This window comes from Methanosphaera sp. ISO3-F5 (assembly GCF_034480035.2).
Lineage (GTDB): Archaea > Methanobacteriota > Methanobacteria > Methanobacteriales > Methanobacteriaceae > Methanosphaera.
In genome coordinates, this window is the sequence record NZ_CP118753.2 from 565,970 (window position 1) to 584,892 (window position 18,923).

General features: G+C 35.3%; 3 protein-coding genes (1 of these 3 cut by a window edge). All 3 read left to right on the top strand.

All coding sequences use genetic code 11. The features are described 5' to 3' along the window. Positions 1-16,510, top strand: the 3' portion of a protein-coding gene (locus PXD04_RS14350) for an Ig-like domain repeat protein (protein ID WP_323735515.1). Its footprint begins 12,017 nt before the window's first position; the window shows 16,510 of its 28,527 coding nt (coding positions 12,018-28,527); the start codon falls outside the window, past its left edge; its stop codon occupies positions 16,508-16,510. Between the two features lie 139 nt (positions 16,511-16,649). After that, complete coding sequence (locus PXD04_RS14355) at positions 16,650-17,375, top strand: nitroreductase family protein (RefSeq protein ID WP_323735516.1); 726 nt, start codon at positions 16,650-16,652, stop codon at positions 17,373-17,375. Positions 17,376-17,482: 107 nt separating this feature from the next. Then, entirely contained in the window at positions 17,483-18,880 is a 1,398-nt protein-coding gene (argH, locus tag PXD04_RS14360) for an argininosuccinate lyase (RefSeq protein WP_323735517.1), read from the top strand. The last annotated feature ends 43 nt before the right edge of the window (positions 18,881-18,923 follow it).

An 18,923-nucleotide genomic window follows, 5' to 3' on the forward strand; every position in this document is an offset into this window, starting at 1 on the left:
ATACAATTATACAACACGTGCTCTTACTAATAATAAAACTGTAAGAATAGTTTATAATGGAACTGAACTTGTAAAACCAACCGAAGCAAACGTGAACTTTACAGTAGAAAAGTTACCTACAATAACCATTATAAATGTATTAAACAATACAGCTGGAAATGTAACATTAAACATAACAGTAAATGATTCATTCAACAATAAAGAAATAACTTATGTTGATGAAGACAATAATGGTAACGGTTACTTATATGTTTACATAGGTGAAAATCTCGTATTAACAGAGGAATTAGATACCAGTAACATCATAAGCTTGCCAAGTTTAACAATACCACAACCAAATGTTAGAGTAACAGTTCAATTTGTTCCAATTAGTGATTCAGTCATTTACACTGGAAGTCAAAATTCAACCACATTTGATGTAATTACTCAAAATGCTAATATTACAATTAATGCTACACCAAATCCTGCAAGTGTGGGAGAAGTTGTAACAGTAACAGGTAAATTAGTGGATGGAATGAATGGAAACATCTCCAATGTAAGATTATCCTGGACAATAAATGGAGTTACAGGAATAGCATCCGGTGAAACCACAACTGATATAAACGGAACTTACAAATTCACATACACTCCTACAAGAGAAGGTGAATATGAAGTTAACGTAACATATGCTGGTGGTGGATCAGTTGGTAGAACAAATGGTACAATCACACTACAAGTAAACAGAATACCAACAAACACAACAGTAAAAGTACTTAACACAACAGTTGAGAATGTAACAATCAGTGTAAGCGTCACTGATAACACTACAAACCCAATAACTAGTGGAAAATTCAATGTAACAGTTTCAAATGATACATGGACAAATACTTCTACTGTAAATATTAATGGTACAAGTACAATAGTTAACCTTAACATAACAAGGGCAGACAGTGATTACACAGTAAAAGTTGTCTACCTTGGTGATGACAAGTACGTTAACAGTACAGGAATTGACAGTCAAGAACGTAGTGAAATACCAGTACATACAGTTAAACAGAATGCAACATTAACCGTAAGAGCAGAACCTCAAACAGCATATGTTGGACGTAACGTAACAATTACAATAAACCTAATATGTGGAATGGGTCATGGAATTACAGATAAAGTGACATTAAACATTACCTCAGAATCAGGTAATGAAACAATACCTAACGTCCAAGTAATCGATGGAGTGGCAGTTTACAACAGAACAAGTCACCTATCAGGACTAGTTAATGTCACAGTAATATATGAAGGTAATGAAACAATAAACCCAATCAAGGCAACGGCTAACTACACAATCATTAAAATACCTACAACCACAACACACATAGGTATGGTTAACAACACACTAGGAAATCTCACAATAGAAGTCAGATTTGCTGATGACATGACTGGTGAAGCAATAACCAGTGGTTCAAACTTCACAATAGGAAGAGAAGGATTCCCAGAATTCATTGATACATACAACTTGGATAATGATGATGCTGATGACAGGTTTAACATCACAAGCAGGGGAACAATCATAGTCAAAGTTAACGAGGCAGATTTCCCAACCGATCAAGCAGTAGTTGGTATTGTAACATTCCTCGGAAATGGAACATACAACACAAGCTGGACATATGCTAGTGATGAAGTAGAAAAAGCACCTACAAGCATAGAATTAAACCTCAACGAAACAGTATACATTAACCAAACAGTAAAATTCAATGTAACAGTCAAAGACACTCAAGGAAATCCAATCGAAGCCATAGTTAACATAACTGTTGGCGGAGTTCCATTCAGAACAGATGAAACAATTCCAACAAATGGAAGTGAATTCACATTCACAAAAGAAGAAGCTGAAAACTATGATGTAGTAGTAACATACCCTGGTAGTCAACTATTATCTAATGCTACAGCTAACAAGACAGTTACAGTTAACAGAATTCCAACAAACACAATAGTAACATTACTAAACAGCACAGTTGGTAATGTAACCATTAAAGTAACAGTAAACGATACAATATACAATAAGCTCTTAAATAATGGAACATTAGTAATAACTGGTGGTGCTCCATGCAATGTAACATTAAATGGAACAGAAACCATAATTAAACTAAATGTAACAAATATAATACCTATTAATGTATATGTAAGATACAATGGAACTGAATATTACCAGCCAAGCAATGGTATGGACAACATAACAGGAACTCAGTTTGAAGTAATAGATGTAACAAAACAGGATGCAACACTAACCTGGACAGTAACACCAAATCCAAACAATGTAGGAAACGAAACCAGAATAACTGGTAAACTCGTGGATGGATTGGGAAATAATGTTACAGACCAAACAGTAAGCATATTAGTAAACAATGTAACATACATTGAAAGCATAGCATTAAATGCTTCCGGAGAGTTCAACGTATCATACACAGGCACAACGAATGGAACATACAATATTACAATTGTAACCAGTGGATCAAGACTTGTTAATTCACTAAATGAAACCAAAACATTAGTACTTAACAAGATAAACACCACAACACTTGTAAGCATATTGAACAGTACAGCAGGTAATGTTACAATCAGAGTAAACGTTACAGACGAATTCAACAGACCAGTAACTAGTGGAAACTTCACAGTAAACATCACAGTTGGCAAAAATGTTCAAGAAGTACCTGTTACAATCACAGGCAACACTACTGATGTATTACTTCCAATAGATACAAGTGATGACTTCAAAGTAAATGTCACATATCTTGGAAGTGACAAGTATAACAGTAGTAATGGATATGATGCTAACACATTAACTGAAAAGTTCACCAACATAACAGTCGGTAAACAAAACGTAAACCTAACAGTTAATGCAGATAGTGAAGAAGTATTCTACGGTTCAAACAATATAATAGAAGGTCGTTTAACAAACGCTACTGGATTACCAATAGCAGGAGTAAACGTAACAATCACATTCAATGGTGAAGATGCAGTTAATGCCACAACCAATGATAATGGTTATTACACATACACCAGAACAACAAGTATAAATGGTAATGTAACAGTAAATGCATACTATGCTGGAAATGATAAGTACAACAGCACATCAAACAATGACTCATACATTGTTAACAGAATACCTACAAACACAACAGTAAGTATAGTTAACAATACTGTTGGCAACATAACAATCGATGTACAAGTAATAAATGCAAACAATCCAACAGTAATAATTACAAATGGAACAGTTAATGTAACAGTTAATAATGTAACAACACAACATAACTTAACAGGTCCATTAACAAGCATTAAACTAAACATTACAAATTGTACAACAGCAAATGTAACCGTTGAATACGTTGGAAACAACACCTACGAAAACAGTACAGGTATAACCAGAAATACATACGGCACAGATAATCCAACAGAATTCACAGAAATTACTGCAGACAAACAAAATGCTACATTAACAATAAGGGAAGGGCCAAACCCTGTAATAGTACTTAACAATGTAACATACAATGGTACACTAGTTGATGGACTAGGAAACAATATTACTGGACAAATAAACATCACAGTAAAAACAATTGATGGTGAATTAATTGATAACACAACTGTAACTGTAAACAATGGAGTATACAACTGGACAAGAACTTCTATTAGAGTAGGAGAACTAAATGTCACAGCATCATACACTGGAAACGAAACAGTTAACCCAATCAATGCATCAGCAATATACATTGTAAACTTACGTCCAACAGTAACACTAGTAAACATCACAAACAACACAGCAGGTAATGTGACAATTGATGTAGAAGTAAGGGATGCTAATGGAACCATACTAACCGAAGGAAACTTCACAGTAAAAGTTCAAGGGCATGCTGATGCAACAGTACAAATAAACGGTACAGTAACACCAGTAAACCTTAACATAACAACATCAACACAATACATTGCAGTCTCAGTAATCTACAATGGAAACGAAACATACAATACCAGTATAGGTATTGATATGAACAAATTCCTGGATGAACCAAGCGTGAACGAAACTGTTACAAACTTAACAGTAGAACTCCAAACACCAACTATGACAATAAATCCTATTGCAAATAGTAGTGTAGGTGACACAATAAAAATCACGGGTCACATAGAAGATGGAATGGGAAACAACATTACCAACCGTAACATCACAGTAAGAATTGGAGAAACAGAATTATCCAACATTACAGATAACAATGGTAACTACACAGTTTACTATACATCAACAAACAATGGAACATTCACGGCAATTGCAAACTATCGGGGAAATAACATTGTACGTTCAATGACAGTTAACACAACATTCAATGTAACAAAACTAAACACAACAACAGTTGTAAAAGTTCTTAACAGAACTGCAGGAAATGTTACAATAATAGTAAACGTTACTGATGAACGAGGTAACCCAGTTGATCATGGAGAATTCAATATTACAATTGACACAAACACTCCAACAAATCACATAATTACCCAAAACATCACAACAGTTAACTTAAATGTTGAAGAAAACGGTACAGTACAAGTAAACGTAACATACCTTGGTGACAACCAATACGAATCAAGTAAAGCAAAAACATATGATGATAACGAAGAACTTGTAGACTTTACAGAAATAGAAGTTATCAAACAAGATGTAAACCTCACAGTTAACGTAACTGCTCCTACAATTCCAATAGGAACACTGATGGTAATTACTGGTGACTTATTCAATGCTAGTGGTGCAGGCATAGCAAATGCATACATCAACTTAACATTTGGTGAATCAGACTCTATACTTGTACAAACAGACTCAAACGGTCATTACAGACACGAAAGAGTAACAAGTATTGCAGGAGATGTTGAAGTAAAAGCATACTATAATGGTAGTGCAAAATACAACAACAAAACCGCAAACAACAACTACACAGTATACAAATTACCTACAAACACCACAGTAAGCATAATAAATAACACTGCAGGCAACGTATACATAGACGTAATAGTATGGGACATGTATCATGGCGGAATAAGAATCTCCAATGGTACATTAAACATCACAGTAAACAATGTAACAGAAACTGTTGATTTCACAACAACAAACAAAACAATAAAACTCAACATATTCAATGACACAACAGCTAATGTAACAGTAGTATACCTTGGTAACAACACTTACCTAAACAGTACAGGTCTCGCATTAGATTCCTGGAAAACAGACAACCCAACAGAATTTACAGAAATCACTGCAGACAAACAAAACGCTACAATCACATTAGAAGTTAACGCTACAAGTGTAACAGTATTTGATACAATCAAATTCAACGGTACACTCGTAGATGGCCTAGGTAACAATATTGCAGGTAACGTTAACATTACAGTAACTAATGGTACAGATAATTACACACACGCTGATGTTGAAGTAAATAATGGTATTTATGAACTAATCAGAACCACAAACCTTACCGGAACAGTCAATGTAACAGTAAACTATGCAGGTAATGATAGTGTCAGTCCATTAAACATTACAAAAACATACACTGTGGATAAACGTGAAACTATCACATTAGTACAAGTAGTTAACGATACAAAAGGTAACTTAACCATAGATGTAGTTGTTAAAGATGCAGTAACCGGTGAAGTATTAACTAGTGGTATAAACCTAATAGAAGTTGACATTACAGAAGGAAAATATCCTCACTCAATAAATGAGACTGGTGTAACAAGAATAACAGTACCTGTAAGTGATAATCGTCAACTAGTAAGAATTACTGTGGACTACCTTGGTAACGGAACATATAAACCAAGCATAGGACTCAATAATGCAACATACACTGACGAATATAATGAAACATTTACAAGCGTCACAGTTAAAGAACATAACTCAACACTAGAGTTAAAAGTAACACCAAGTAATTCAACAGTAGGAACAGTATACAACATTAGCGGATACTTCAAAGATGTAAACGGAACAGCAATAGAAGGAGTAAACCTAACAGTACAAGTCAATAACATTATCATTAATGACAGTGCCATAACTGGTGAAAATGGTTACTTCTCAGTAAATTACACTTCAAACCATGAAGGAAACTACACAGTAACAGTAAAATTCGATGGAAACGACATCATAAATGCTACAAGTAACACAACAACATTCAATGTTAACAAAATCCCTACAAACACAACAGTATATATTGTTAACAATACCGTTGGAAACGTTACATTAAACGTAACAGTAACAGATGAAGAAGGACACCCAATAAACGGTACCCTCAACGTAACCATTGGAACAACTACAAGGCAAGTACCAATAGAGGATGGTGAAAAAATCATCGACCTCAACGAATATGGTATAGGAATTGATTCAACAGAACAAATCACAGCCAAAGTAGTATTCACAGGAAATGACACATATATTAACAGTACAGGAATTGATGCAAGAACACTTGAAAGTGATACACCAACAGAATTCACAAGCATAACAGCTGACAAAGAAACAGCAGTTATAAATGTTGATGTAAACCCAGAAAATTCCACACTAGGAAACACTATTGGCATATTCGGAAGTTTAAACGATACTAATAATAATGCAATAAAATATGCAGACATTAATATCACAGTAAGAAACAGTACAAACGATATTGTCTACTCTGTCAATGTAACAACTGACAGATTCGGAGAATACGAGTACCGCAACAATACACTACCTGCAGGTACATACACAGTTAATGCATCATATTATAGTGAAAACTACAACTACACAAGTGCAGTAAAAACATTCACTATAAACAAGATAAACACTACAATAACTGCAAATGTACAGAATAACACAGCAGGTAATGTAACAGTACGAGTACTAGTAACTGATGAAACTGGAATAAACAGAATAACCGAAGGATATGTGAACATCACAGACAGTGAAGGTAACCTATTAGGACGTGCTAGCTTAGACGGTACAAATGGTGTTGTGGATATTGTTTTACCATCAATAGTTGAAAACAAAACAGTTAACCTAACAGTTAACTATGAAGGATCAGCTAAATATGCAAACAGTACCAGCAATACATTAAAAGAAGTTCAAATAACAACAAGAGATGCAAACATTAATGTAACTCCTGTAAACAGCATGTTCGGTAATACCACAGTAAAAGTTAACCTCACTGACAGTACAACTGGCGATGCATTACCAAATGCTCCATTCAACATCACAGATGCTGATGGCAAAGTTGTTGGTAATGGTACGACAGGCAATGATGGTACAAGCGTTGTGAATGTAACAGTTCCAGTGGGTGAACAAACATTAACAATAGTTTACCCAGGAAACACTACATACACACAAAATAGTGAAGAATTAAGTATAAATGTTACACAACGTGAAAGTACAATCAATGCAACTGTAACTAACACTACTGCTGGAAACGTGACAGTACAAGTGAATGTAACAGATGCAACCACAGGAAAACCTGTGACTAGTGGAAACATCACCATTACAGCTAATGGTGAAACAGTTGCTCGTGTAGAGTTTACCAATGAAACAGGAATAGTTGATGTCTTAACAAACATTACTAATTCCGGTGATTACGAAATCGTCGCCATCTATGAAGGTAATACTAATTATACTTCAAGTGAAGATAAAGGAGACGACTTAAACGTAAACATTGGAAAACGTAATGCTACAGTCACATTCAACCAGCCAATCGTAAACAATACATTCGGCAATACCACAATCAATGTAACAGTCACTGATACAATTACAGGCGAACCTATCATAAACGGTACAGTAAATGTAACCGATAATGATGGTAACCCTATAGGTAATGGTACAACCGACGAAGAAGGTAATGTTATAATAAATATTACTGTTCCAGTCAACGAAAACAATATCAACATTAACTACACAGGAAATGCTACATACAACCCAAGTAACATTACCCAAACAATTAATGTTGATCCTCGTAACAGTACAACTGTCGCAGAAGTAACCAATTACACTGCTGGTAACGTAACCATAAAAGTAAACGTAACCGATAGTATAACAGGTGAACCGGTAACTAGTGGATATGTGAACATAACAGCTAATGGTGAAGTAGTTGGTAGAATTGAACTAAATGAAACCAATAATGGTGTAGTATATGTTGTAACTAACATCACTGATAGTGGTGATTACGAATTAGTAGCTAACTTCGAAGGAAATACAAACTACACAAACAGTTCATATGAACTTGGAAGTACATCTATTGATAAACGTAATGCAACAGTGGATTACAGTGTTGTAAATGCTACTCTTGGTAACACAACTGTAAACATAACAGTAACTGATACAGTTACTGGTGAACCAATAGTAAATGGTACAGTTAACATTACTGACGTTGATGGTAACATTATAGGTAATGGTACAACCGATGAAAACGGTACAGCCATCATTAACATCAAAGTTCCAATCAACACAACAAGTATCATAGTCAATTACACAGGTAACATCACATACAATGAGAATGTTACAACTCAAAGAATTGACATGCTACAACGTAACAGTACAACCGTCGCTAATGTAACCAATTATACTGCTGGTAATGTGACTGTTAGTGTAAATGTGACTGATACTACCACTGGGGCTCCTGTTCCTAATGGTCCTGTTGAAGTTTATGCTAATGGTACACTTGTTGGTAATGGAAGTGTGGCTGATGGTTTAGCTACTGTTGTGACTAATATCACTTCCAATGGTGATTACAATATAAGTGTAAAATATCTTGGAAATGAGAATTACACGGATAGCAGCTATCTTGTCGGTGACACTCCTATTGTTGGTCGTGAAAGCAACATTACTGCTGAAGTGACTAACAATATCTATGGTAATACGACTGTGAATGTTACAGTTGTTGATCCGGTTACTGATGAACCTATTCCTAATGCTACGGTTATTGTAACATTACCGAATGGTACTGAAGTAAATGGTACGACTGATGAGAATGGTACGGTTGTTATTCCTGTTGACATTCCTGTAGGCGAAAATACATTAAATGTAACCTACCCAGGAAACGAAACATACAATGCAACTAAAACCAACATCACATTAACCGTAGGACAACGAAACAGTACAACAACAGCATCCATAGCAAACAGAACTGCGGGTAACGTAACAGTACGTGTAAACATAACTGATATGATTACTGGCAGTCCTGTAACAAGTGGTAACATTACAATCACAGCAAATGATGAAACAGTTGCTCGTCTAGAATTCAACAATGAAACAGGTATTGTTGACGTGTTAACCAACATAACAGAAATGGGCGATTATGATATAATTGCAAAATTCGAAGGAAATACAAACTACACTGGTAGTGAATATGACCTTGGAACAGAAACAATTTACAGACAAAACGCTACAATCACATTAGAAGTTAACACAACAAGCACAACAGTATTTGATACAATCAAATTCAACGGAACCCTCGTAGATGGCCTAGGTAACAAAATTACTGGTAAAGTAAACATTACAGTAACTAATGGTACGGATAGTTACACACACGCTGATGTTGAAGTAAATAATGGATACTATGAACTACCTAGAACCACAAACATTACTGGAACAATCAATGTAACAGTAAGTTATCCAGGTAATAATACAATAAATCCATTAAATATAACAAAAACATACAATGTGGAAAAACGTGACACAATAACATTAGTACAAGTAATAAACGATACAGTTGGAAACCTAGTCATCGACGTAATTGTCAAAGATGCAGTGGACAACACTACATTGACCGGTGTGAACTCTATCCATGTAACCTTTGATGAAGGAACAGTTACAGAACCTATTAATGAAAGTGGTGTGACAAGAATTATTGTCCCTGTAAGTGACGCTCTTCAACACACAGGTATTAAAGTAGAATATCTTGGAAACGGTACCTACAACCCAAGTACAGGATTAAACAATGCAACATATCCTGATGAAGAAGAACCACTCAGAAACATAGATCTTAAACAACACAACTCAACATTAACAGTAACAGTAACTCCACAAACAGAAAGAGTTGGCACAGTATTCAATATAAGCGGATACTTCAAAGACACAAACGGCACAGCTATAAATGGTGCAACATTAATCATATCCATAAACAACACTTACTATAATGACAGTGTCGTGACCGGACAGGATGGTTACTACTCAGTAAACTACACTTCAACAGTTGAAGGAAACTACACAGTTACGGTTAAATATAACAGTAACGGAGTGGTAAACAGCACACTTAACACCACAACCCTCAGAGTAGACAAAGTCTACACAAACACAAGTGTATCAATAGTCAATAATACTCAGGGAAATGTAACATTAAATGTGACTATTACTGAAGTAGATGGAACACCAATAACCAGTGGAACATTAAACATATCCGTTGGAAACAATACTAAAGAAATTACATTTACAAACGCTGAAAATATAATAAGCCTTAAAGACTTAGGACTTAATATAAACTACACAACTAGTGTAAATGTATCAGTAGTATATGTTGGAAGCAATGTCTATGTAAACAGTACCGGAAAAACAGTTGGCACAGAGGATGAATTCAACACTATAAAAGCAGATAAAGAATTTGCAAACATAACCGTTGATATTGATCCAAGTGAAGTGCTAATAGAAAAAGAATATGATGTATCCGGAAAATTAACTGACATTAATGGAAACACAATACCTGACGCAAATATTAACATCACAGTTAAAAACTCAACAGGTATTGTATACTCATTAAACGTAACAGCTAACAGTAACAACGGTAATTACTTATACACAAACAGTACATTACCAGCTGGAACTTACACTGTAAACGTATCATTCTACAATGATAACTATGAATACACTAGTAAGGAAGTTACCTTAGTTGTAAATAAAGTTAACACAACTACCGAAGCATTCATATCCAATAATACTGCAGGAAACGTAACTGTTCATGTAATTGTAACCGACAACAAAGGCCGTGAAGTATCAGAGGGTATTGTAAACATTACTGATGAAACCGGAAAACAATTAGGTACAGCAACACTCAGCACAACAAATAATGGTGTTGTATATATCATACTACCTTCAATAGAAAACAATGGTACTTACACATTCATAGCAAAATATGAAGGAACACCTAAGTACAATTCAAGTTCTGATGAAGAAAGCATGAAAGGCACTGTTATCGTGTCAAGAGAAGCAAGTATCAACATAGACAGCGAAAACACAACATTCGGTAATACCACAGTAAAAGTTAACCTCACTGACAGTACAACTGGCGATGCATTACCAAATGCTCCATTCAACATCACAGATGCTGATGGCAAAGTTGTTGGTAATGGTACGACAGGCAATGATGGTACAAGCATTGTGAACGTAACAGTTCCAGTGGGTGAACAAACATTAACCATAGTTTACCCAGGAAACGAAACATACAATGCAACAAACAAAACATTAACATTCACAGTACAAAGACGTAACAGTACAACCGTCGCTAATGTAACCAATTATACTGCTGGTAATGTGACTGTTAGTGTAAATGTGACTGATACTACCACTGGGGCTCCTGTTCCTAATGGTCCTGTTGAAGTTTATGCTAATGGTACACTTGTTGGTAATGGAAGTGTGGCTGATGGTTTAGCTACTGTTGTGACTAATATCACTTCCAATGGTGATTACAATATAAGTGTAAAATATCTTGGAAATGAGAATTACACGGATAGCAGCTATCTTGTCGGTGACACTCCTATAACAAGCCGTGAATCAAACATCACAGTAAACATTCCAAACGCTACAGTAGGTAATACGACTGTAAATGTAACTGTTGTTGATCCGGTTACTGATGAACCTATTCCTAATGCTACGGTTATTGTAACATTACCGAATGGTACTGAAGTAAATGGTACGACTGATGAGAATGGTACGGTTGTTATTCCTGTTGACATTCCTGTAGGCGAAAATACATTAAATGTAACCTACCCAGGAAACGAAACATACAATGCAACTAAAACCAACATCACACTAACCGTAGGACAACGAAACAGTACAACAACAGCAGAAATAATCAATTATACTGCTGGTAATGTGACTGTTAGTGTAAATGTGACTGATACTACCACTGGGGCTCCTGTTCCTAATGGTCCTGTTGAAGTTTATGCTAATGGTACACTTGTTGGTAATGGAAGTGTGGCTGATGGTTTAGCTACTGTTGTGACTAATATCACTTCCAATGGTGATTACAATATAAGTGTAAAATATCTTGGAAATGAGAATTACACGGATAGCAGCTATCTTGTCGGTGACACTCCTATAACAAGCCGTGAATCAAACATCACAGTAAACATTCCAAACGCTACAGTAGGTAATACGACTGTAAATGTAACTGTTGTTGATCCGGTTACTGATGAACCTATTCCTAATGCTACGGTTATTGTAACATTACCGAATGGTACTGAAGTAAATGGTACGACTGATGAGAATGGTACGGTTGTTATTCCTGTTGACATTCCTGTAGGCGAAAATACATTAAATGTAACCTACCCAGGAAACGAAACATACAATGCAACTAAAACCAACATCACACTAACCGTAGGACAACGAAACAGTACAACAACAGCAGAAATAACAAACTACACAGCAGGAAACGTAACAATACCAGTTAACATAACAGACACAACCACTGGAACACCAGTTCCAAACGGACCTGTTGAAGTATATGCTAACGGTACACTCGTAGGTAATGGCACAGTTAAAGATGGAAAAACAACAGTAACTACAAACATAACCAGCAAAGGTACATATGATATAGTAGTAAAATACCTTGGAAACACTAACTACACGAACAGTAGTTACACCATAGACGAAATCACTGTTGTAGACCGTGAATCAAACATCACAGCAAACATTCCAAACGCTACAGTAGGTAACACAACTGTGAATGTTACAGTTGTTGATCCGGTTACTGATGAACCTATTCCTAATGCTACAGTAATTGTAACATTACCGAATGGTACTGAAGTAAATGGTACGACTGATGAGAATGGTACGGTTGTTATTCCTGTTGACATTCCTGTAGGCGAAAATACATTAAATGTAACCTACCCAGGAAACGAAACATACAACGGAACAAAAATAACAGTACCAGTCACAGTAGAACCACGCGAAAGCCTAACAGACGCAAACATCACAAACAACACAGCCAAAAACACAACTGTTGAAGTAGTAGTAACTGATCCAGTAACAAACAAACCAGTTCCTAACGGTACCGTTGAAGTATATATCAACGATACACTAGTAGGAAGTGGAGAAATAATTAATGGTACAGTAACTATTCCATTAGACATTAATGAAACAGGCAATTATGATGTAGAAGTCATATACTTAGGAAACGAGGATTACAACCCAAGTAACAAAACAATAGATGATGTGGAAGTAGTTGGAAGAACATCCGACATAACAGCAAACATCACCAACAACACACTTGGAAACACCACAATAAACATAACTGTAACAGACCCAGTAACAGACGAACCAATAAGCAATGCAACAGTAATCATCACACTACCAAACGGCACAAAAGTAAATGCAACAACCGATGAAAACGGTACTGTAACAACACCTGTCGACTTACCAAGAGGAGACAACAACATAACAGTCACATACCCTGGTGACGACAAGTACAACTCTACAAACATTACAATACCAGTAAAAGTAGAGCCAAGAAACAGTACCACCACAGTAGAAGTACTTAACAATACTGCAGGAAACATCACAGTAAAAGTAAACGTAACTGATTCAACAACTAACAAACCAGTACCAAACGGAACAGTTAACATATACGTTAACAATACACTCATAGGAACTGGAGAAGTAGTAAATGGAAGCGTAACAATCCCAGCCAACATAACAAACATTGGAACAGAGGAAATCAACGTAACCTACATGGGTAACGATGAATACGCACCAAGCAGTGAAGAAGAAAACGTTGAAATAGTGCCACGTGAAACAAAACTAGTAGCAGAAGAAGTAAACAACACAGTAGCAAACACTACAATAAGTGTAAACATAACCGATTCAACTACTGGAAAACCTATTACAAACGCTCCAATAAAAATAATAAACAATGCAACAGTAATAGCAGAAGGCACAACTGACGATGAAGGTAAAGTAACAATACCAGTCAACTTACCAGCAGGAAACTACACAGTAGATGTAGTATACGAAGACAACAGCCCAAACAAAAATACAACACAACAAATACCAATAACAGTAAACAAACACAACACAACAATCACTCCAACCATCAAAAACAACAAGGTAGACAACACAACAATCGAAGTAAAAGTAACAGACAATGACACGGGCAAACCAGTCGTAAACACATTAACTGAAATAACATTAGAAAATGGAACAAAAGTTCAAGCAACAACAAATGACAAAGGAATTGCAACATACAATGTAAAAGTTCCAGCAGGCGTGAACAACTTGAACATAAAAGTTATAGAAACCCCATACTATAACGAAGCAGAATCTAATGTAAAACTAGACGCACAAAAAGAAAATGTCCTAGTTAAAGTAGAGGAAGTACGTGGAGTAATTGGTGACAAACTTGTACTCAAGGCAAAAGTTACTGACAATAATGGAAATCCAGTAACTGGTGGAAACATAGCATTCAAGATAAACGGAAAAACCGTTACAAGAGGGCAACTATTCGGAACAAACGACACCACACCTTACAAAATAAGCGTAAAAGATGGTGTAGCACAAACCGAATTAATGGCAAACAATGAATTGGCAAAAGCAGAAAACATAACCGCTTCATACAGTGGATCAAACACATACAATGCAAACAAATCTGATACTGTAAATATGAACATAAAAATGAGAACAGCTAACATAAACATTGAAACACCAGAACTAGTAGAACAAGGAACAAACATAAAATTCACAGCAGTAATATCAGACAACACAGAAAACTCAACAGAAACATACATAAACGGCGGATACGTACAATTCAAGCTAAACGGAATTACCCTTAAGAATGCAGATGGAACACCAGTACGTGTAAAAGTAGTGAATAACGAAGCAACTTACACTTATCATGTTCCACTAGGAACAAGTGCAATAAGCAGTAAGACTGGCTTACCTACAAACTACACTGTCACTGCAATATATGATAACAAGGCTTACTATGATGTAGTGAGAAATAATACAACTTACCACGTTGAACCAAAAGCAGTAAAATTCATTTTCAATGAAGTAAGTGTCCAAAACGGAAAATTATCAGTGAAAGCTGATCTAAAAGATGTTGACGGAAACTACGTTGTTGGAAAGAACACTATATGTGTAAAAATCAACGGAAAAACCTACAAGGAAAACGGTAAAACAAAATATTTCTCAGTACGTAACGGTAAAGTAAACCTAACAGGTATCAACACTAATGGTAACAAAATTAAAAACTTAACATTAGTTTCAGGTAACCGTGAACCTTACCTAAACACACAAACGTCCCTAGATAAAATAGGAACATCAGTGAAAGTAGATAAAGTAATCGGAGTACGTGGAGATAAGATACAACTAAAAGCATATATCAATGACATAAATGGAAATCCAGTAACTGGTGGAAACATAGCATTCAAGATAAACGGAAAAACCGCTACAAAAGGACTGCTGTTCGGAACAAACGACACCACAGTCTACAAATTAAGCGTAAGAAATGGTATGGCATCCGTAACAGTAACAGCATCCAAACAATTACATGGAGCAGTTGTAATAACAGCATCCTACAGTGGATCAAACAAATACTTATCAAGCAAAGCAAACGCAGCAAAAATAAGTATAAAAATGAGAAAAGCAGTAATAAGTGTTAAAACAGTAGAAACAACTGAACAAGACACTAACATAAAATTCACAGCCACACTCAAAGATACCACTAAAGGATCAAACAACAGCTACATAAACGGAGGATACGTCCAATTCAAAGTAAACGGAATAACCCTCAAGAATGCAAAAGGAACACCAGTACGTGTAAAAGTAGTGAACAACAAGGCAACTTACACTTATCATGTTCCACTAGGAACAAGTGCAATAAGCAGTAAGACTGGCTTACCTACAAATCACACTGTCACTGCAATATATGATAACAAGGCTTACTATGATGTAGTGAGAAATAATACAACTTACCATGTTGAACCAAAAGCAGTAAAATTCACATTCAACCAGGTAAAAGTCCAAAACGGAAAATTATCAGTGAAAGCTGATCTAAAAGATGTTGACGGAAACTACGTGGTTGGAAAGAACACTGTAAGCATAAAAATCAACGGAAAAACCTACAAAGAAAATGGTGAAGTAAAATTATTCTCAGTCAAAAATGGTAAAGTAAACTTATCAGGTATTAACACTAATGGTAACAAAGTCAAGGAATTAACTCTCGTTACAGGTAACAGAGAACCTTATCTTAGCACAAAAGCAACTACCAAAAAAATCGTAGTTGCATAATACACTAAACACATAAAATTACAATAATTTTTTTCCTTTCTTTTTATTTTTTTTTAACAAATATTAAACACCAAAATAAGAAACACCTAATTTTAATTAAAAAAAATTAATAATACACCTTAACCCCATAATATACTATATGAACATAGAAGAAACAATTTTTAAAAGACAATCATGCAGAACATATTCTCAAACACCCCTAGACGAAGAAACAATAGAAGAAATAAAAACCTTCATAAAACAAGCAAAACCACTAAACAAGAACATAAAATGGGATTATGATCTAGTAACAAGCAATGAAGTAAAATCATTACTAAGATGGGATGCACCACATTACCTTCTACTATTCTCAGAAGAAAAAGAAAACTACAAAGAAAACATAGGATTCATATTCCAACAATTAGACCTATACCTTCAATCAAGAAACATAGGATCATGCTGGCTGGGAATGGTAAGTCCAAACTCAAACTACAAAAACAAAAACCCCCAACAAAAATTTATCATAACAATATCCTTCGGAAAACCAGCAACAACAACACACAGAAAAATAGAAGAATTCAACAGAAAAAAACTAGAAGAAATAACAGATACGGCTGATGAAAAACTAAAACCAGCACAATACGCCCCATCAGCAACAAACAGCCAACCATGGTACTTCACACACAACAATGATGGAACATATAACATCTACAGGAAAAACTTCGGATTCATCAAAAAACGAACAATAGGAAAATGGAATCCAATAGACATTGGAATAACATTAGCACACCTATACATAACAAACAAGGAAACATTCAATTTCCATATTGAAGAAAACCCATCAGAAAAGAAAGGTTACACCTATGAAGGAACATTTGAATTATAAGTTTCTCATTTTACCATTTTACTGATTAATTCTACTTTTAACCACAAATAAAATTAAGGTTTAATTACAAAAATTATAAATAGTTTATTAAAGGATGTAAGATTATTATGGATTTAAGAGCAGGACGTTTTGATGGACAGATGACTGATGATGCAGCCGCTTTTTCATCAAGTATTGAATTTGATAAAAGACTCTTCGATGCAGATATTAAATGTAACAGAGCACATACTACTATGCTTATAGAACAAGAAATCATACCTGAAGAGTCTGGAAATAAAATATTAGAAGCACTGGATAAACTTGAAAACGAGGGAATAGAAGCATTGGATCTTAACCCTTCCTTTGAAGATATTCACATGGCATTAGAGGATTATGTTACCAAACAAATAGGTAAAGAAGCAGGATTCATGCACACAGGTAAAAGCAGAAATGATCAAGTATGTACTGATGTCAGACTTACATTAAAATGGGAAATTGAGAACACCATAGCAAATATTAAAGCTTTCATTGAAACAATAGTAGAAATGGCTAAAGAGAATACTGACACTTTATTCATTGCTTACACTCATCTACAGCATGCACAACCAACTACTTTTGCACATCATTTAATGGCTTATGCTAATGAATTAAGACGTGATTGTGAACGTTTCATGGACACATATAAACGTGTAGATATGAACCCGTTAGGATCTGCAGCATTAACCACAACAGGTTTTCCAATTAACAGGCAAAGAACCACTGAACTCTTAGGTTTCTCAAATGTAATGGATAACTCTATTGATGGTGTTAGCAGCAGGGATTTTGCAGCTGAAACGGTATTTGATTATGCAATGCTTTCAACAACATTGGGTAAAATTTCGGATGAGATTGTTATCTGGAGTACATATGAGTTTAGGATGGTTGAATGTTCCAACCAGTATTCATCCACATCCAGTATCATGCCACAGAAGAAGAATCCTGATATTGCTGAGTTAGCTAGGGGTAAAAGTACTATAGCTTATGGTGAGCTTATGACAATACTTTCAATGATTAAGGGCATTCCTCATAGTTATAATAGGGATTTGCAGGAAGTTTCTCCTCATGTTTGGAATGCTATTGATAATACAAATGATATTCTAAGAATTGTTCATGGTATGCTTGCTACTTTAACTGTTAACAAGGATAGAACAGAAGAGCTTGCTGGTGCAAACTTTGCTACTGCAACTGAACTTGCTGATGTAATGGTAAGGGAGAAAAATCTTCCATTTAGGACTGCTCATCAGATTGTTGGTCGAATAGTGTCTGATGCTATTAGTGAAGGAATTAATACAAAGGATATTGATGATGATTATGTTGACAGGGTTGCTGTAGAAGTAACTGGTGAAAAACTGGGGCTTGGCGAGGAATCTGTGAAAAGAGCACTTGATCCTTTGTTGAATGTTAAAAGTAGGATTGTGAAGGGTGGCTGTGCACCTGAGGCAGTTATGGATTCTATTGAAATTATGGAAAGTTTTTTAAAAGAGTAGTAAGTTATAGTAATAATAGTATTACATATAAACTTTCATGAAG

Excerpts from the sequence above, each read along its gene's own strand:
- argH (WP_323735517.1), top strand. The coding sequence starts at position 17,483 with ATGGATTTAAGAGCAGGACGTTTTGATGGACAGATGACTGATGATGCA.
- PXD04_RS14355 (WP_323735516.1), top strand. The coding sequence starts at position 16,650 with ATGAACATAGAAGAAACAATTTTTAAAAGACAATCATGCAGAACATAT.